Here is a 17,699-nt window from a genome sequence, read left to right as displayed (position 1 = left end):
CAAATTTATTTAACAATTTTTTAAATTAATTGAGTCACCTTATTTAAAAGGCGTGATTTCTTCGACATCGATTAGCGTAATCCACCTTTACGTGTGTTTAAAAAATGCACAATTATTGATGTATTCACAGAATAAATGCTTCTTTATCTACTTCATTTATCACCTGTATGCCATTTCTATATAAATATTAGTTATGACTCGTAAGTAAATGATACTAGTGATGTATGCCCATATAGCGTAGCTTTGCCGCAGTTTCGCTTGAAAAATAAGCGGAATAAGGGGTGCTATTCGAAGCAAAATAAATACAGAAATTGCCTGTTCTGTTTTTGATTTAGCTAGAGAATGCTAGGCATAAGTGAATAAAATGGCTTAGTACTGTTTAAAGGGTGTCATTCTCGGATAGCCGGAATGTGAGGAGAAGCGTGTGAAAATCATAATATTAAATGAGTCAAAAGCGCCAGATCCGCTAAATAATGTGGAGAAGCGATGTGCGGCTACACCTAGTAGTGCACAGCGTCTGGTGAAAAAAGGGGCGACCTTACTGCTTGAAGCAGGAGCAGGCGTACACTCAGGGTATTCAGATAAAGAATACAAAGATGTAGGCGTAACTGTCATCGATGATGTGAATGATGCATTATCAACAGCAGATATGCTCGTGGCGGTGAACAAACCCACCGATGCACAGCTAGCGTTGATGAAAAAAGGGGCCATTGTGGTAGGCCATCTCGACCCTTTCTTTCAGCAATCGCTTGTTGAGTCTATTGCAGAAAAGGGGCTAACCGCTATTTCTGTAGAGATGATCCCTCGTTCTTCTCGTGCACAAAAAATGGACGCATTGAGCTCGCAAGCGAGTCTTGCGGGTTACGTAATGGTGATGCAGGCGGCGAATCAGTTGCCATCAATATTACCTATGATGATGACTCCGTCAGGAACAATAAAACCAGCAAAGGTATTTATTATTGGAGCTGGCGTAGCGGGTCTTCAAGCTATAGCAACCGCGAAACGCTTAGGCGCAAACGTACTTGCTTATGACACCCGCCCTGTGGTGGCTGAGCAAGTAGAATCGCTAGGTGGCAAATTCCTTAAGATCGACATTGGGGAAACAGGCCAAACGAAGGACGGTTATGCAAAAGAACTGACCGATGAACAAAAAGCGAAGCAGCAAGAAGCGCAACGCGACGCGATTGCCGACTCTGACATTGTTATTACGACAGCGCAGTTATTTGGTCGCAAACCACCAGTGCTCATATCAAAAGATACATTAGCACTTATGAAGCAGGGCAGTGTGGTAGTAGATATGGCTGCAACATCAGGTGGTAATGTTGAAGGCTCGGTTGCTGGCGAAACCGTTGAAGTTAACGGTGTTAAGGTAATCGGTAACGGAAACTGGAGCCAGTATGTGGCTAAAGCCGCCACCGACATGTACGCCAATAACATCTACAACCTTGTCGATGAATTCTTTAATGATGAAACCAAAACCTTTGGGCTGAATCTAGAAGATGACATTTTGGCCGGCTGTGTTATTACCCACGACGGTTACATTACCAACGACATGCTTATCAACGCATATAAAGGAGCCTAATCATGGAAATCATTTACTTACTTTTCATCGTGTTACTGGCTGCTTTTTTAGGTTTTGAGCTAATTCGAAAAGTGCCTGCAACCTTACATACACCCTTAATGTCAGGCTCTAACGCGATATCGGGTATTACGCTAGTGGGTGCATTGGTTGCCTCTGGCAGCGACAACAATTTGCTAACGACCATTCTTGGTACCGCAGCGGTGGCGCTGGCCAGCATCAACGTGGTGGGTGGTTATCTCGTTACTGATCGCATGCTTGGCATGTTCAAGAAAAAAGATAAATAAGGAGTACGCAAGTGAGTGATATCGTAACCGTAATAAACCTTGCGTACGTAGTTGCTGCGGCACTATTTATACTAGGACTTAAGTTACTTAGCCATCCAGATACCGCGAAAAAAGGTAACTTTATTTCTGCCATTGGTATGCTGGTTGCTGTCGTCGTCACCCTGCTTGACCAGCAGATTATTAGCTATCATTACATCCTGCTAGGTTTTGTTATTGGTGGCGCCTTTGGTGCGTGGAAAGCCAAGACCGTTGAAATGACGGCAATGCCAGAAATGGTGTCGTTATTTAATGGCTTTGGTGGCGCAGCGTCATTGCTTCTGGGTTGGGCAACATTAGCCGGAATGAGCCTAATTACTCTTAAAACTGAAAGTGCGTTCACTTTTATTACCCTGTTTTTCACAATTTTAGTTGGGGGCATTACGTTCTCTGGCTCGGTGGTAGCCTGGGGTAAGTTGTCAGGAAAAATGAGCTCTAAAGCCGTTATTTTCACAGGGCTTCGCGAGCTAAGCATCTTGCATCTAATTGGCATGGTGGTGATTGGTTATTTCTTTACTACCGACCCAAGCAACCCACTTTGGATTTACTGTGCCATTGCGTTGTCACTAAGCTTTGGCTTGTGGGCGACTATTTCAATTGGTGGTGCAGATATGCCGGTGGTTATTGCGCTTTTAAATAGCTACTCAGGTGTAGCAGCGTCGGCGGCAGGTCTTGCTACAGGTAACACAATATTGATTGTTACCGGTTTACTAGTAGGCGCGTCAGGCTTAATTCTTACCAATATTATGTGTAAGGCCATGAACCGTTCATTGATGAATGTGTTGTTGTCTGGCTTTGCCAAGCCAGTCGAGGCCGGCGAAAAAATAGAAGGCGAGATTAAAGTACTGTCGGCGCAAGATGCATTTTATGTATTAGAAGCAGCGCAAGCAGTACTGGTGGTGCCTGGTTATGGTATGGCGGTTGCGCAAGCGCAGCATGCGGTACGTGAACTTCAGTCGTTGCTAGAGGAAAATGGCTGTACGGTTGACTACGCTATTCACGCTGTAGCGGGGCGTATGCCGGGCCACATGAACGTGTTATTGGCAGAAGCTGACGTGCCTTATGACCAACTATACGAGATGGATGACGTTAACCCTCGTATGGAAAACTATGACGTGGTTATTGTTATCGGTGCAAACGATGTAGTTAACCCAGCAGCCAAAGAGATGAAAGGCAGCCCTATTTACGGAATGCCAGTTATCGAAGCACATCGTGCGAAAACGGTCTTTGTACTTAAGCGTTCTGCGAATGCCGGTTTTGCCGGTGTAGACAACCCGCTGTTTTTCAAAGACAACACGCGCATGGTTCTGGGTGACGCTAAAGACACTATTAACAGCATTATTCGCGAGTTCGGAGACGACTAATACAGCGTATCTCTTTGAGACATCTTCTATAAAGGCCTGTTTAAAACACAGGCCTTTTTATTGGGTATTAAACTTAATTATAAAGTACTCAACTATAGTTGTAGTTGATGCTTATCAGCTCTAGTATGTGAATGCTATAGATGTTGAGTTAGCTATTCATATAGTCGCATAGAGATGTACGAGTAAATGTCTACGACCCCTTTTCATATTGAGCCGTTTAGAAATTGTATTTTGGTCACGCTTCGCGGTAAGTGGGATATGTCTACGAACATTCAGTACCTTGCTAAGCTTTCTGATTGCTTGAAAACCCGTAAAGGCCGACCCTTTCACTTATTTGTAGACATGCGTAGTTGGCAAATCCCCAATTCTGATACCTTCAATCAAATAAAAGCGCCCATTAAGTTAGATAGGCGAAGTCAGCTCAGCGAGACATGGCTGGAAGATGAAGCAACAGATGCTGATCACATTGCAGAGAAGTTTTTTAGCGCGCCATCAATTAAACTGGGATTTGAACTTGAACGTACTCAAAGCATCTCAGAGTTTATAACCCATTGTGAAGAAAAAACAGATAACGTTGTTATAGATTATGTTCGAACTTGGATAGGCTAAAAAAGTCCGCGTTCGATAAACAAAATTCGTCGCGACAATAGATATTTTATATCGCAACAACTATCGCGTTCAGTCTTACGTTGACTATAATACGCTGCTTATTTTCGCACTTTCTATGCTAGGTATTGGCCTAGCCCACTTACAAATAGGTGAATAAATTGTCAGATTGGAGCATCGAAGAAGCGGAGCGCGTCTATGGCGTGTCTCAATGGGGTGGCGGCTATTTTCAAATTGGTGAAAACGGCAACGTCCATATTACCCCTGTTCCTGAAGATCCTAGCATTCGAATCGACTTTAATTCGGTAATTGAAGATATCCGCAAAGAAGGCGTACAGTTTCCTGTTGTTGTGCGCTTCCACGATATTCTGCGCTCGCAAGTTGCAGGCTTGAACAAAGCATTTAGAAGCTCCATCGAAGAAGCCGAATACCAAGGCCAATACCAAGGCGTGTATCCGGTAAAAGTTAACCAAATGCGCGAAGTGGTTGAGGAAATTGTCGATGCGGGCAAGCCTTTTAACTACGGTTTAGAAGCAGGCTCAAAAGCCGAGCTTCTTACTGTACTTGCCATGAATACCAACGAAGAGTCGCTGACTATTCTAAATGGTTATAAAGACGACGAAGTTATGCGTCTAGCACTGCTAGGCAGAAAGCTGGGTCGCCGCGTTGTGGTAGTAGTTGAAAAATACACCGAGCTTCTTCTTTTGGTAAAAATAGCCAAAGAGCTGGATATCGATCCTATCATTGGTGTGCGCTCAAAAATGACGGTGAAAGGCCGTGGTAAGTGGGAAAGCTCTGGTGGTGAACGTGCGAAATTCGGTTTAACCATTACTGAGATCATTAACGCAGCCCGCTACCTTGAAGAGCAAGGCATGGCGCACTGTTTAAAGCTGCTGCATTTCCATATTGGTAGCCAATTAACAGACATTCGTGCGGTTAAAGAAGCGGTAACCGAAGGCGCGCGTATTTACGCAGACCTTCACAAAATGGGCTTCGAGCTAGATTATGTTGATGTAGGCGGTGGCCTTGGTATCGATTACGACGGCAGTAATTCAACTAATGAATCGTCGCGCAACTACAGCATGCAGGAGTATGTGGCTGACGTTGTCTATGGCATGAAGGAAATGTGCGACCTTGAAGGCGTGCCGCACCCGCATCTGGTTAGTGAAAGTGGACGTGCAATCACTGCGCACCACAGCTGTGTTATCACGGAAATTGTGGGCGAAATTAAGTCGAATGCGTCGCAAATGGATACTTCAGCAAAAGCGGGTGAACACTTCTTCCTTAAGAATATGCGCGAACTTGCAGACACGTTTGATGAACAAACGAACATGCATGAAATTTACAACGATGCGTCGCAGTATAAAGAGCAAGCGCTAGATGCATTTAAATTACGCGTGTTGTCACTTGAAGAGCTGGGCAAAATCGAAACGCTGTACTGGCAAATTATGGGTCGCTTACAGCAGTGGTATCGCAACGAAGAATATGTTCCAGAAGAGCTTCAAGAGCTAGATTACAGTTTGTCGTCTCAGTACCTTTGTAACTTCTCTGTATTCCAGTCGGCTGCTGATACATGGGCTATCGACCAGCTGCTGCCGGTAGTGCCTCTTATTCGTATGAATGAAGAGCCAACGGTCAATTGCTCGCTGGTGGATATTACCTGTGATAGCGACGGTAAAATTGATCAGTTCACTATTGGCCGTGAAATTACTGACGTACTGCCAATGCACCCACTTAAGAAAGATGAGCCGTACTATATTGGTTTGTTCTTAACGGGCGCTTATCAAGACGTTATGGGCGACATGCACAACTTGTTTGGTCGCTTAAATGAAGTGCATATATACAGCTATGATGACGATCCTGAAGACTTTTACATTGAAGAAGTGGTGAAGGGTTCATCGGTAGAAGATGTACTTAACGTTATGCAGTATAACCCGCGCGCAATGGCATCAGACGTAAAACGCATGATAGACAAGCAAGTGTGGGACGGAAAATTGAATCCTCGAGAAGGGGTTCGCTGGACTGATTTTTACGAAAACTGTTTGGCAGGTTATACCTATCTAAAACAGTAGCGTTTAATATCTGAATGAAAGTACCTAAAAGCCGATGCCGATATTACTTATCTGCGTCGGTTTTTTTCAAGTAACGCTTCCAAAACTCGGCTGTCGTTGAATTAATCATATTCGACTCTGCGTTCATCAGCATCACATAGCCAACTTTGTGTTCAGGCAAAAACGCCACGTCAGCGCGATAGCCTTTTACCCAACCCCCATGATAGTTAAGCTGTAATCCATTTAAGTCGTAAATACGCCAACCCAAACCATAGTGAGCATCGTCAATCATGCCGCGCCAACCTCTGCGGTAGGTTTCACGCTTCGTTTTCACGCGCTCTGTAGTGACATAGTCCACCATTTCATCGGATATGACCGTGGGGAACTCGCCTAGCAGCGCTTGCAGATAAATCGTCATATCTGAAATGCTAGCGTTAACGCCAGCAGCTGGAGAGAACCGATAGTAGTTGCTTTCTACCTTTCCTTCGCGCCATTTATTTCTGGCGATAGCAATATGAGGTTGAGCCCATGATTCTGATGCAAGCAATCCGCCTTTTCCAACACTGGCTGTTTTCATGCCTAGTGGTGCAAACAGATTGGCCTGAAGCTGTCGTGAGTAAGAGGTATTATTGTTGCTGAAGTAGTATTCCAGCGCACCAAAGAGTGCATTTTGATAGGTATAGCATTCACCCGGCGCACACAGTGGTTCAAGCTCGCCCAGGGATTTAAGCACGCGCTCCAGCGAGTAGTCAGCTTCAATAAGGTTGTCGTAAGCGTTGGGCATAAAGCCACTAGATTGGCCAACGATATGTTGCAGTTGCAGCGCATTCATTCCTTTGCCTTTAAAAGGAATGTCGGGTAATAAGGTGGTTATCGGCGTTTCCCAGCTAAGCTGGTTTTTTTCTACAAGTTTAGCTGACAACAACGCAGTAAAGGTTTTTGAAACAGAAGCTAGCCTGAATACTGTGTTCTCTGTAACTTTCTCTCCGCCGCGTTTGCGGGTACTTCCATATACGTAAACCCTTGGCGCTTTGCCCTGTTCATAAAACACAAACGCATAACCAGGCACGTTGTATTTTGAGGCTTCCTTTTGAACGTAACTAGCATAGTCATCAAGCCAATCCGCAAAAGCGCTTTGTGTAATGACCATTAGCATCGCTATCAGCCAAATTTTAGACAGGCGCAGCTTGAAGGTGCGCAAAGAGTTCAGCATACAGTCAGCTCGTTAAGCCTGTGGTTTTCTGATACATCCATCAGGCGCTCATTATTATTATCGCATTATTATGCGTTTAGCTGCTCCAATGATCAAATGTCGCTAATTATGCTCACTATCTCTTCAATGATTTGATTTATTCTAGCGGTAAGCGAACCGTTGTAAGAATATGCAAGAAAGGAAGAGAAGTTCGACTAGCAAGATTTGTAATTATTGAGTTCTGATTTTGTCGCACCAACAGAGCCAATGCACGATACACTAGATAAAGGTGATAAACGACAGGTGGGAAGTGCATTCTAATGCCAGACAGTCTTTTTGTCTCAGACATGAGGGTTTCAGAAAACTCGACAACTGCTGAGTCAGTGCTTTCAAAAGCAAGACTTAGCAGAGATCCGCGCTTTGACGGACGATTTTTTGTGGCGGTAAAAACAACCGGTATTTTCTGTAGGCCAATCTGTCCAGCGCGACTTCCTAAAGAAGAGAATGTGACTTACTTTCAACACGCCACACAGGCAATGGCACATGGTTATCGTCCATGTTTTCGCTGCAGGCCTGACAGTGCACCTCGTTCAGCGGCGTGGAAAGGCGTGGGCGCAACGATTAACCGAGCGTTGTCGCTGCTATCTGTTATTCCCATTGAACGCGTTGCGGATATTGCTATGCGGTTGGGTATTAGTGAGCGTTACCTAAATAAGTTGGTCGTCAATGCTGTGGGCATACCGCCTAAGCAGTTTCAAAATATGCAGCGCACTTTGTTTGCAAAGCAGCTTATTCAACAAACTCATTTATCTATGACAGATATCGCAATTACGGCAGGCTATCAATCACTGAGACAACTGCAGCGGGCCATAGAGCAATATTGCGCTACGTCTCCTACCCAGCTTAGAAAAAAAGAGCCGGTTCAACAAAAGGCTATCTCTTTATTTCTTTCATATCGGCCGCCGTACAATTGGCCCAATGTACGAGATTTCTTGGCAACCCGCGCTATTGAAGGGATGGAACGAGTAACGAACGAGAGCTATGAACGATACTTTTCATGCAATGAAAGTGTAGGCTTTTTTAAAGCCATTCACGACGAGGCGCGCCACGGATTCAAACTTCTCATCGACATGCCTGAATTAGGTCGTCTTCATACGATAATTGAAAATATAAAGCAGGTACTAGATCTTCACGCTGACCCACTTTTAATTGAACAAAGCCTATTGCAGTCTGGGTTACCGCCGAGCAAGCTAACGCCTGGGCTACGCCTTCCCAGTGCATGGAGCGTATTTGAAAGTGGTTGTCGGGCTATTGTAGGCCAGCAAGTTAGTGTAAAAGCGGCTATTGGCCAGGTGACTTTACTGGTACATCAGCTGGGCGAAACGGTATCTGATGCGCTCCCGTCAAACGGTCTTGAATCTATAACGAGTGAACGCTACAGCTTTCCCTCGCCTGAAAGTGTGGCCGAAAACAGTCTTGAATTCTTACGTATGCCACAGGCGAGGAAGGAAGCCGTACGTCATTTTGCTCGTTTATTCATAAACGGTAACATGCCAAGCCATGAAGACATACTCGCCATTAAAGGCGTGGGCCCGTGGACGCTCGACTATTTAAAAATGCGGGGGGAGAGAAATCCTGACGTCTACCTTGGCGGTGATTTAATCGTTCGTAAAATGGCGCAGCAGTACCCCATAGCGCCCGAAAAAGCGGCACCTTGGCGCAGTTATTTAACCCTTCAATTGTGGCAGTTAAGCAATCAGTAAAGAGAGTCGTAAGTATGAAATATACAGATTTCGTGAACAGCATACAGGGACTTGTTAAAGTTGAAGCCACTGATAAAGGCATAACGGCTATCGAGTTCGTGAGTGCCGCTGAATCAGGTAATACGGCCAACGCGAAGCAGGGGGTTATAGGCAGAGAAACTGCAGCGCAAGAAAGCATGCTAAGCAACGGCTTTCATTCGCAAAAAAGCGCCATCACCGAAGCAGCGTGCAGTCAGTTACAGGCATACTTTGACGGTACTTTACGCGAGTTTGACCTACCGCTTTGCCCTAAAGGTACGGCGTTTCAGAATCAGGTGTGGGATGCCTTGCAGCACGTTAAATACGGCGAAACCGCTAGCTATTTAGATATCGCAAAAGCCATTGGCAACCCAAAAGCTGTCCGCGCCGTGGGTATGGCAAATGGTCGTAACCCTATTGCTATTGTTGTACCTTGCCATCGTATAATCGGAAGTAATAAAACCCTAACGGGCTATGCAGGTGGTTTACCGCGTAAGCAGTATTTACTTAATTTAGAAGGAGCCCAAGGGGTACTGGGGCTATAAAAGAATGGGTGATAAGAAAATGGTGATAAAAGAATGGCAATAAGAGACATTATCTCGCTGCTGGTGTTAGCCGGTATCTGGGGCGGTTCATTTATTTTCATGCGTGTTGCCGCACCAGAATTTGGCATTTATGTATTAGTAGCCATTCGTACCGTGCTTGCTACAGCGGTATTGCTACCATTGCTGTTAATACGAGGGTCGGTAAAAGACATAAAGCGCCACTGGTTGGCCATTGCGCTGGTGGGCATGGCTAACACGGCGGTTCCCTTCGTCCTGTTTAATTACAGCAGCCTGCATTTAGAGGCTGGGGTGAACGCCATTTTAAATGCCACGGCTCCCATGTTTGGCGCCATTGTCGCTTGGCTGTGGTTAGGTGACAAACTAACAAAGTCAGCAGTAGCGGGGCTTTTTGTAGGCTTTGTAGGCGTAACCGTTATTAGTCAGCAAAAGCTCGGCGAGGGCGATATTAGTTTTCTTCCTATTTTGACTGCATTATTGGCCACCACTGGCTACGGCATAGCGGCGTGTATGATGAAGAAATGGTTGCAGGGGGTTAAACCTCTGGTTGTCGCTACAGGTAGTCAGGCTATGGCCAGCGTGATGCTAGCACCCTTCGCGCTTGCGACCTTGCCAGAAACAATGCCAAGCGTGAATGCATGGATAAATGCGGTAGCGCTGGCTGTCGGTGGCACGGGCATAGCGTATATCTTGTATTTCAAACTCATAGCTGACATCGGCCCAGCCAAAGCCATAACTGTAGCTTACCTAGTACCACTATTTGGCATTATTTGGGGTGTACTGTTCTTGCAAGAGCACTTATCAATTCAAACCATTGTGGGTGGTTTAATGATTTTATTCGGTGTGGCGTTAACCACAGGCGTTCTCAAAAGAAAACGCCTTAAGGTTAAACCTGCTTAGATTGAATCAAACCTGGGCTAGTCTATTAGCTGCATTCTTACTAAGTTGCTGCCGTCGCGCTTGGCTTGATAAAGCGCGTCTTCCGCGTGCGCGGTTACTTCGTGCATAGCGCGCGGTGACGCGGTGTAAGATATACCAATAGACGCTGTAATAAGCAGTTCTGGTAACTCTTGTAGCGGCGGCAAGGTAGCGATGCCGTGACGAAGATTTTGTGCCATATCAAAAGCCACATGCGGGCCGGTATGCGGCAATAGAATAATGAATTCTGCACTGCTCCAGCGTCCCAATACATCCTGCTCGCGCAAGTGCTCAGCCAAGTAGGCCACAACTTTATCTAATAAGTCGTCGCCTGCGTTTCTGCCGTGAGCGTCGACAATGTCAGAAAACTCATCAATGCTAATCAGCATTACGCTTAGTGACTTATGTTCAGCCAGCAACGTTTTGTAGATAAGCTGTAAATTCTCTTTTTCTGGAAGACGGTTAGTATGGCGAACAACCAGATCTGGCTGCATGTCTTTTCTGAAGTAATACAACAGATTGTAGATAAGCAAAAACAGCGAGAATACAACAACCAGTAGTGTTACAACGCTGAATATAAATGCTTGTGAAATTTCAGCCTGACGTTCTTCAAGTGGACTGAGTAAAAACACCGTCCAACCAAATTGATTAAGTTTTACTTCGGCAATAAGGTAATCATTCTGGTCGATAGTCACTAACTTATTGTTGAGTGCCTGCTCGTTCTGGATAGTAAGGGGAAGGCTGGCATACCAAGGCAATTCTGACAAATTGGTAAAATCAGAGTAAGACGCAATAAGATTAGGATCAGAAGACAGCATAATGTCACCCTCACCATCTACAAACAAAAAGTCGTAGCCGTACTCTTGCTTATAGGTATCGAAGACCCCGATAAAACTGCGCAGACTCTTTCCAACACCAAAGAAGCCCAAGAAGCGGCCATCTTCATCGTGGATCTTTATATCAATATAGAAATGGGTGTCTTCCCATTTACCGATATCTGCCACGGCATCGGTAGGGTAGTCCTTGTACTTGAAATACCAGCTTACTTCCCCTTCAATCAGGTTAATTATGCTGCCATCAGAATTATATTGTTTTCTGTCTGCCTCGCTGGCAATAAAGAAAGACAACCCAAACTCGTTTTCAAGACGATCCAATGTTTTGAAAACAGCCTCTTGGTCAATCGTTTCTCCATCCATCAAGTCTACTAACTCGGTGGAATGCCCCAAAGCTTCTGAAATATGGAGTGGTTTTAAAAGTTGCTCCACAATAAGTGAGATTGCGGGCGAAAGTGACTGTTGTTGCGCGCGACTCTGCTCGGCAACAATCTTGGAAATACTAAAATGTACCAGTGTAACGATAGCGATAACCACTACCGCGAATAACACTAAAATGCTTCTATGCAGTGTTCTAAATGTGTTCACAGACTGCGCATGCTCCCTTGCCTGACTGAACTTTACCTATAATGGTAAGTATACCTGTTGCAATATTGAACTACTAGGTGACTATCATTAACTTTAGACTAAATAACAATGAAGGAAAACACCTAGTTTTCGCACTCTGCAAATAGCTTTTTATCACGAATGAACCGCTGACATATGCTATTCCCTTGGTTACACTATGCTCCGATTTTCATTCTCTTTGCGAAATAAAGGAATTATATGGCTTTCTCAGTGGTTGTTTTAGCGGCGGGTAAAGGTACTCGTATGAAATCGTCGTTACCTAAGGTGTTACACAAAGTAGGTGGTGTGCCTATGGTGCAGCGAATTATCAACACAGTAAAATCACTGGGTGCTGACAATATTCATTTGGTCTACGGTCATGGCGGCGACCAACTAAAGGCAACGGTTGTTGAAGACAATCTAAACTGGTGCTTACAGGCAGAACAGTTAGGTACAGGCCACGCTGTTCAGCAAGCGGCACCTCATATTAAAGACAAGGAAGACGTGCTTGTTCTGGTTGGCGACGCGCCACTTATTCGCGAAGAGACACTAAGTGCGTTAAAAGCTGCGAAGGAGAGCTGTGATTTAGCACTGCTCACTGTAAATTTAGACGACCCCACAGGCATGGGCCGCATTATTCGTGAGAATGACAACATTACCGCGATAGTTGAGCACAAAGACGCCACTGATGCCCAGCGTGAAATTAAAGAAATTAACACCGGTATGATGATGATGTCTGGCGTTGATCTTAAGCGCTGGTTGGGCGAGTTAAGCAATGATAACGCGCAAGGTGAGTATTACCTTACCGACGTTATTGCCATGGCAGCGGCCGAAGGCAAACGAATTCAGTCAGCACAGCCACAGTCTGCGGTAGAAGTTGAAGGCGTTAATAATCGTTTGCAGTTAGCTAACCTGGAGCGCGCGCTTCAGCGTCGCCAAGCCGAGGAGCTAATGACCAATGGCGTGACCTTGCTGGATCCTGCTCGTTTTGACTTACGCGGCCAGCTTGAAACCGGTAACGACGTAATTATCGACGTTAACGTTATTGTTGAAGGTAAGGTGACACTTGGTAGCAACGTCAACATTGGCGCTAACTGTATTCTGCGCAACTGTACTATTGCTGATAACGCTGTAATTGAAGCTAATTCTATTGTTGAAGAAGCCAGTGTAGGTGAAGCCTGTACGGTCGGGCCTTTCGCTCGACTACGCCCTGGTGCAGTAATGCAGAAAAATGCCAAAGTGGGTAACTTCGTGGAAATGAAGAAGGCTATTTTAGGCGAGGGCGCCAAAGCGAATCACTTAACCTACCTAGGCGATGCAGAAGTGGGTGCCAAAGCGAACATTGGCGCAGGCACAATTACCTGTAACTACGACGGTGTGAACAAGTCCAAAACCGTCATCGGCGACAATGCCTTTATCGGCTCAAACTCGTCGCTTGTCGCGCCTGTAAACATTGGCAAAGGGGCTACCGTAGGTGCTGGTTCCGTGATCACGTCAACCGTAGACGAAGACGCGCTAGCCGTTGCCCGCGGTAAGCAGCGCAATATTCCAAATTGGCCGCGCCCGATCAAAAAATAAAGGCGTACCCTAATTAAAGCTCACTAACGGGTTACATGATGAAATAGGGCTGGCAAACACAAATAGTGATTAGCTAGCCCAGTTTCTTCTTCAGTCCCATCAAAATATCGCCCAGTCAGAAAGATGACAAAATCAGAGGGCTTAAATTAACGTCTACTGTGTCGCTGTAAACGCAACTCATTCAGCTATCTGTCTTCTAAATAATGAACTATCTAAGGTTTCCCCTATCTATCATTACTGATAGTGTGTGTTTACTTACCTCTTAATTCTCGTTACACAAGGATATGCGATGATATCTACACTTCTGGTTGGCTTTGGATTTTCCGCCACAACCTTTCATTTGCCATTTCTAAATTATCTACCGCAGTTCTCTGTCGATGTGGTTATCTCTTCAAAACCTGATGTGGTTAACGCAGTTTTACCCCATGCTGAAGTGTATGGCTCGTTGGAAGAAGCGCTTAAAATTCACGATGTAGACTTGGTGGTTATTACAACCCCAAATCACCTTCATGGGCCACAGGCGAAACTGGCATTAGAGCACAGCTGTCACGTATTGGTAGAAAAGCCATTTACATTAGATAGTGAAGAAGCAGAAGCTTTAGTAGAGCTTGCTCATTCTCAAAATAAACAGCTTTGTGTTTATCACAATAGACGTTTTGATGGCGATTTTCTTACGATTAAGCAGCTAATTAACGATGGAAAACTTGGCGACATTAAACGTTTGGAAAGCCGCTTCGACCGATTTCGCCCGGTACCACGAGACAGATGGCGTGAAAATGCAGGGCCAGGAAGCGGTATCTTCTGGGATTTAGGTCCCCACTTAATCGACCAGGCGCTACAGCTTTTCGGCGAGCCGGAAGAAGTGTCGGCAAGCATACAGGCCTTGCGTGAAAATGGGCAGTCAGATGACACGTTCGATGTAACACTTCACTATGTTGATAAAGTTGTAAAGCTAGGTAGCTCAGCTTTTCAGGCCAGCGCGACATTGCGCTACGACTTGCAAGGCACAAAAGGCAGCTTTCGAAAGTTCTATTTAGATCCGCAAGAAGATCAATTGCGTGCAGAGCTATCCTTTGATGATGAACACTGGGCGATTACAAAAGACAACGAGCATGGTGTGCTAGCTGTGGTCAATGAAAGCGGCCAGCTAGTTGAAGAGACGGTGACAACATTGAAGGGTGAATATCTCACGTTTTTCAATCGGCTTGCTCACGCTATTGAAGACGGTAAATTCTCGCCGGCTGACGCGAGTACGGTCGTACCTGTTATCAAAGTCATTGAGCTAGCCATAAAAGCGAGTGCTCAAAAGAAATCGCTGGCGTTTAATTAAACAATTATCTTGATCGTCGTTTCAATTTAACTTACGATGCTTTCACTTTAAAATTAATAACTTTCGTTTTGAAAGTTATGGTTGAATGTTGAAGATGTGTTTGCGGACTGTTTTGCAGACTTTTCATGGCTTGTTCTCAATTGGAACAACGCGTACAGGAAGGTTTAGCGAGAAGGCGGCAAGAGCATGAGGTTATATTGAAAAGTAGTAAATCAGTTGAACAGCGCCGCCAGCAGATAGTGGCGTGGGTGAAAGAGCATGGTCAATCACAAGTTGAAGATTTGGCCGTGCGTTTTGCTACGTCTGAAGTCACCATTAGAAAAGATCTCGCAGCCCTTTCGCAGCAAGGTTTACTGATTCGACAGTTTGGTGGCGCAGTACCTGTACCATCATCTACCAACTCAAATGCTGGGCCATCTCAATTAATTACCAGTGACCCTTTCACGAATTCAACTACTAGCCCAGCAATTAACGCTATAGGCCAACTTGCAGCGAGCTTGGTCAAACCGGGCAATAAGCTCGTTATAGACTGCGGGTCTACCACCGCATCCATCTTACCCCATTTATCACATATCGATGATTTAGTGGTAATGACCAACACGTTATCAACCGCCAATTACCTTACTCAAAGTGAAAAAGAGCCGACGGTGTTAATGGTAGGGGGCACATGGGATGCCCAATCTCAGTCGTTTCAAGGCGCGATGGCTGAACAGTTGGTTAGTGCCTATAGTTTTGACATTGCGTTTATTGGTGCCGCGGGCATAGATGTCACCAGAGGCACCACCACTTTTAACGAGCTTATTGGTGTAACCCGCGCCATGGCTGTGGCGGCGAGTAAGGTGGTTATAGTAGCCAGTTCAAAGAAATTAACGCATAAAATGCCTAACCTAGAGCTAAGCTGGAAAAACATTTCTGTTTTGATCACTGATGAAGGCATTAGTGAACAAGACAAACTTAATATTGAAAATCAGGGCGTGACAGTACTTATTGCAGCGCCAAGTGGAGAATAATCATGTGTGGAATAGTTGGCGCTGTAGCTGAGCGTAACGTAGTTGAAATCCTATTAGAAGGTTTAAAAAGGCTAGAGTATCGCGGCTATGATTCAGCTGGCGTAGCGCTATTGCAAGGCGACGGCACGCTTACGCGTATTCGCCGTACAGGCAAAGTACAAGAGCTTGCTGATGCGGTGGCAGAAGGTGAAGCTTTGGGTACAACTGGAATTGCTCATACCCGTTGGGCAACGCACGGTGGTGTGACTGAAGCGAATGCGCACCCACACTTTTCAACTGAACGTGTAGCTGTTGTTCACAATGGTATTATTGAAAACTATGTTAACTTAAAAGCACAGTTAAAAGAGCAGGGCTATACCTTTACCAGCGACACCGACACAGAAACTATTGCTCACACCGTACACGAAGAGCTTAAGTCAGGTAAGACTTTACTAGACGCTGTGCAAAGTGCCGTTAAAACCTTCCACGGTGCGTATGGCACCGTCATCATGGATAAAGAAGATCCTAGTCGCGTAGTGGTTGCACGTTCGGGCAGCCCGCTTGTAATTGGTTTGGGGCTTGGCGAAAACTTCATTGCGTCAGATCAAATGGCATTATTGCCAGTGACACGCCGCTTCATCTTTTTAGAAGAAGGCGATGTGGCAGAGATTACTCGTCGCGACGTTAAAATCTTCGATAAAGACGGCAATGCCGTTGAACGCGAAGTGATTGAGTCGAATATCGAGCACGACGCGGGTGACAAAGCGGGTTACCGCCACTACATGCTTAAGGAAATTCACGAGCAGCCAACCGTTGTGCGTAATGCGCTTAAAGATCGTATTGACGAAAACGGACTTACTGCTGACATATTTGGTAAAGGTGCTGACGAGATATTCAAAAAAGTACAGCATGTACAAATTATTGCCTGTGGTACCAGCTACCATGCGGGTATGACGGCGCGCTATTGGCTAGAACAATATGCAAATGTGTCGTGCAACGTAGAAATTGCATCAGAATTCCGTTACCGCAAGTCAGTAGTGCACCCAAACAGCCTGCTTATTACTATCTCTCAATCAGGTGAGACAGCCGATACGTTAGCTGCCCTTCGCTTAGCAAAAGAGCTGGGCTATATGTCTAGTTTGACTATCTGTAACGTTCAGGGTTCGTCATTAGTACGCGAGTCAGACCTTGCATTTATGACCCGCGCTGGCGCGGAAATTGGCGTTGCGTCTACCAAAGCTTTCACTACTCAGCTCACTGCGTTCTTAATGCTTACCCTAGCACTGGGCAAAGAAAACGGCATGACAGACGCTGACAGCAAAGCTATTGTCTCTGCGCTTCATAGTCTACCTGCAAAGCTTGAAGAGACCTTAGCGATAACTGGTGGCATTGAAGATTTAGCTGAAGAATTTGCAGATAAGAACCACAGCTTGTTCCTAGGTCGTGGCGATCAATACCCTATTGCCATGGAAGGAGCGCTTAAGCTTAAAGAGATTTCTTATATTCATGCGGAAGCGTATGCGTCTGGTGAATTGAAACACGGCCCACTTGCGCTTATTGATGACGAAATGCCCGTTATTGTGGTTGCACCGAACAACGAACTCCTCGAGAAGCTAAAGTCGAACGTTGAAGAAGTACGTGCCCGTGGCGGCATCATGTATGTATTTGCGGATAAAGATGCGGCGTTTGAAGGTGATGAAACCATGCGCGTTATCAACGTACCGCACTGCGACGAACCAATCGCACCTATCATTTATACCTTGCCACTACAGCTTTTGAGCTACTACGTAGCGCTAATTAAGGGCACCGACGTTGACCAGCCGCGTAACTTGGCGAAGTCGGTTACGGTGGAATAAAGCACACTGCTGAAGCACTTATTCGTGCTCACAAACAAAGCCTGCGGCTGACAAATGCGCAGGCTTTTTTATTTTCAATAGGCGAGTATTGGCTGCTAATTAAGAGGCTTTCCTGCAAGTTCATGCCTCA

General features: G+C 45.4%; 14 protein-coding genes. 12 read left to right on the top strand and 2 right to left on the bottom strand.

Annotated features, from left to right (window positions below):
* Positions 1-424 precede the first annotated feature (424 nt).
* From MHM87_RS02850 to speA, 5 genes are all read left to right on the top strand, one after another.
* Positions 425-1,582 (top strand): NAD(P) transhydrogenase subunit alpha, encoded by a 1,158-nt coding sequence (locus MHM87_RS02850; protein WP_239257723.1) that lies wholly within the window; start codon positions 425-427, stop codon positions 1,580-1,582.
* Between the two features lie 2 nt (positions 1,583-1,584).
* Positions 1,585-1,866 (top strand): NAD(P) transhydrogenase subunit alpha, encoded by a 282-nt coding sequence (locus tag MHM87_RS02845; protein WP_014951245.1) that lies wholly within the window; start codon positions 1,585-1,587, stop codon positions 1,864-1,866.
* Between the two features lie 11 nt (positions 1,867-1,877).
* The gene (locus MHM87_RS02840; RefSeq protein WP_014951244.1) at positions 1,878-3,266 is read left to right on the top strand and encodes an NAD(P)(+) transhydrogenase (Re/Si-specific) subunit beta; all 1,389 of its coding nucleotides are present in this window, start codon (positions 1,878-1,880) and stop codon (positions 3,264-3,266) included.
* Between the two features lie 186 nt (positions 3,267-3,452).
* On the top strand, positions 3,453-3,875 hold the full coding sequence (locus MHM87_RS02835) for a hypothetical protein (protein ID WP_039233749.1): 423 nt from the start codon (positions 3,453-3,455) through the stop codon (positions 3,873-3,875).
* A gap of 158 nt (positions 3,876-4,033) precedes the next feature.
* A complete protein-coding gene (speA, locus tag MHM87_RS02830; protein WP_014951242.1) occupies positions 4,034-5,944 on the top strand; it encodes a biosynthetic arginine decarboxylase in 1,911 nt (636 codons plus the stop codon).
* A 43-nt stretch (positions 5,945-5,987) separates the two neighbouring features.
* Here the strand turns inward: speA and MHM87_RS02825 are convergent, their stop codons facing one another.
* Positions 5,988-7,136 carry a serine hydrolase domain-containing protein gene (locus tag MHM87_RS02825; RefSeq protein WP_239257722.1) on the bottom strand — a complete coding sequence of 383 codons (1,149 nt, stop codon included), beginning with the start codon at positions 7,134-7,136 and terminating at the stop codon, positions 5,988-5,990.
* A 299-nt stretch (positions 7,137-7,435) separates the two neighbouring features.
* Between MHM87_RS02825 and MHM87_RS02820 the strand changes: the two genes are divergently transcribed.
* Genes MHM87_RS02820 through MHM87_RS02810 form a run of 3 tightly spaced genes read left to right on the top strand, consistent with a single transcriptional unit; the run spans position 7,436 to position 10,359 of the window.
* On the top strand, positions 7,436-8,878 hold the full coding sequence (locus MHM87_RS02820) for an Ada metal-binding domain-containing protein (RefSeq protein WP_239257721.1): 1,443 nt from the start codon (positions 7,436-7,438) through the stop codon (positions 8,876-8,878).
* A gap of 14 nt (positions 8,879-8,892) precedes the next feature.
* Positions 8,893-9,441 (top strand): methylated-DNA--[protein]-cysteine S-methyltransferase, encoded by a 549-nt coding sequence (locus tag MHM87_RS02815; protein WP_239257720.1) that lies wholly within the window; start codon positions 8,893-8,895, stop codon positions 9,439-9,441.
* A gap of 33 nt (positions 9,442-9,474) precedes the next feature.
* Positions 9,475-10,359: a DMT family transporter gene (locus MHM87_RS02810; RefSeq protein WP_039229072.1), complete on the top strand. Its 885-nt coding sequence runs from the start codon at positions 9,475-9,477 to the stop codon at positions 10,357-10,359.
* A gap of 17 nt (positions 10,360-10,376) precedes the next feature.
* On the opposite strand, the gene MHM87_RS02805 is transcribed toward MHM87_RS02810, so the two are convergent.
* Positions 10,377-11,798 carry a diguanylate cyclase gene (locus MHM87_RS02805; RefSeq protein ID WP_239257719.1) on the bottom strand — a complete coding sequence of 474 codons (1,422 nt, stop codon included), beginning with the start codon at positions 11,796-11,798 and terminating at the stop codon, positions 10,377-10,379.
* Positions 11,799-12,035: 237 nt separating this feature from the next.
* On the opposite strand from MHM87_RS02805, the gene glmU reads away from it, so the two are divergent.
* The 4 genes from glmU (at position 12,036) to glmS (ending at position 17,569) form a co-directional block, all read left to right on the top strand.
* A complete protein-coding gene (gene glmU, locus MHM87_RS02800) occupies positions 12,036-13,394 on the top strand; it encodes a bifunctional UDP-N-acetylglucosamine diphosphorylase/glucosamine-1-phosphate N-acetyltransferase GlmU (protein WP_239257718.1) in 1,359 nt (452 codons plus the stop codon).
* Between the two features lie 289 nt (positions 13,395-13,683).
* Positions 13,684-14,724: a Gfo/Idh/MocA family oxidoreductase gene (locus MHM87_RS02795; RefSeq protein ID WP_239257717.1), complete on the top strand. Its 1,041-nt coding sequence runs from the start codon at positions 13,684-13,686 to the stop codon at positions 14,722-14,724.
* A gap of 197 nt (positions 14,725-14,921) precedes the next feature.
* Positions 14,922-15,734, top strand: coding sequence for a DeoR family transcriptional regulator (locus MHM87_RS02790; RefSeq protein ID WP_239257716.1), 813 nt, complete (start codon positions 14,922-14,924; stop codon positions 15,732-15,734).
* A gap of 2 nt (positions 15,735-15,736) precedes the next feature.
* Positions 15,737-17,569, top strand: coding sequence for a glutamine--fructose-6-phosphate transaminase (isomerizing) (glmS, locus tag MHM87_RS02785; RefSeq protein WP_014951234.1), 1,833 nt, complete (start codon positions 15,737-15,739; stop codon positions 17,567-17,569).
* Positions 17,570-17,699 lie beyond the last annotated feature (130 nt).

Origin of the sequence: Alteromonas sp. Cnat3-28 (assembly GCF_022348265.1) — a bacterium.
GTDB lineage: Bacteria > Pseudomonadota > Gammaproteobacteria > Enterobacterales > Alteromonadaceae > Alteromonas > Alteromonas macleodii.
Note: the sequence above shows the minus strand (reverse complement) of the source record. Positions and strands in the feature narration are given on the sequence as shown.

Bases quoted from the DNA above. Each gene is read 5' to 3' on its own strand.
- MHM87_RS02845 (WP_014951245.1), top strand. From the start codon at position 1,585: ATGGAAATCATTTACTTACTTTTCATCGTGTTACTGGCTGCTTTTTTA.
- MHM87_RS02835 (WP_039233749.1), top strand. From the start codon at position 3,453: ATGTCTACGACCCCTTTTCATATTGAGCCGTTTAGAAATTGTATTTTG.
- MHM87_RS02825 (WP_239257722.1), bottom strand. From the start codon at position 7,136: ATGCTGAACTCTTTGCGCACCTTCAAGCTGCGCCTGTCTAAAATTTGG.
- MHM87_RS02820 (WP_239257721.1), top strand. From the start codon at position 7,436: ATGCCAGACAGTCTTTTTGTCTCAGACATGAGGGTTTCAGAAAACTCG.
- MHM87_RS02815 (WP_239257720.1), top strand. From the start codon at position 8,893: ATGAAATATACAGATTTCGTGAACAGCATACAGGGACTTGTTAAAGTT.
- MHM87_RS02810 (WP_039229072.1), top strand. From the start codon at position 9,475: ATGGCAATAAGAGACATTATCTCGCTGCTGGTGTTAGCCGGTATCTGG.
- glmU (WP_239257718.1), top strand. From the start codon at position 12,036: ATGGCTTTCTCAGTGGTTGTTTTAGCGGCGGGTAAAGGTACTCGTATG.
- MHM87_RS02795 (WP_239257717.1), top strand. From the start codon at position 13,684: ATGATATCTACACTTCTGGTTGGCTTTGGATTTTCCGCCACAACCTTT.
- glmS (WP_014951234.1), top strand. From the start codon at position 15,737: ATGTGTGGAATAGTTGGCGCTGTAGCTGAGCGTAACGTAGTTGAAATC.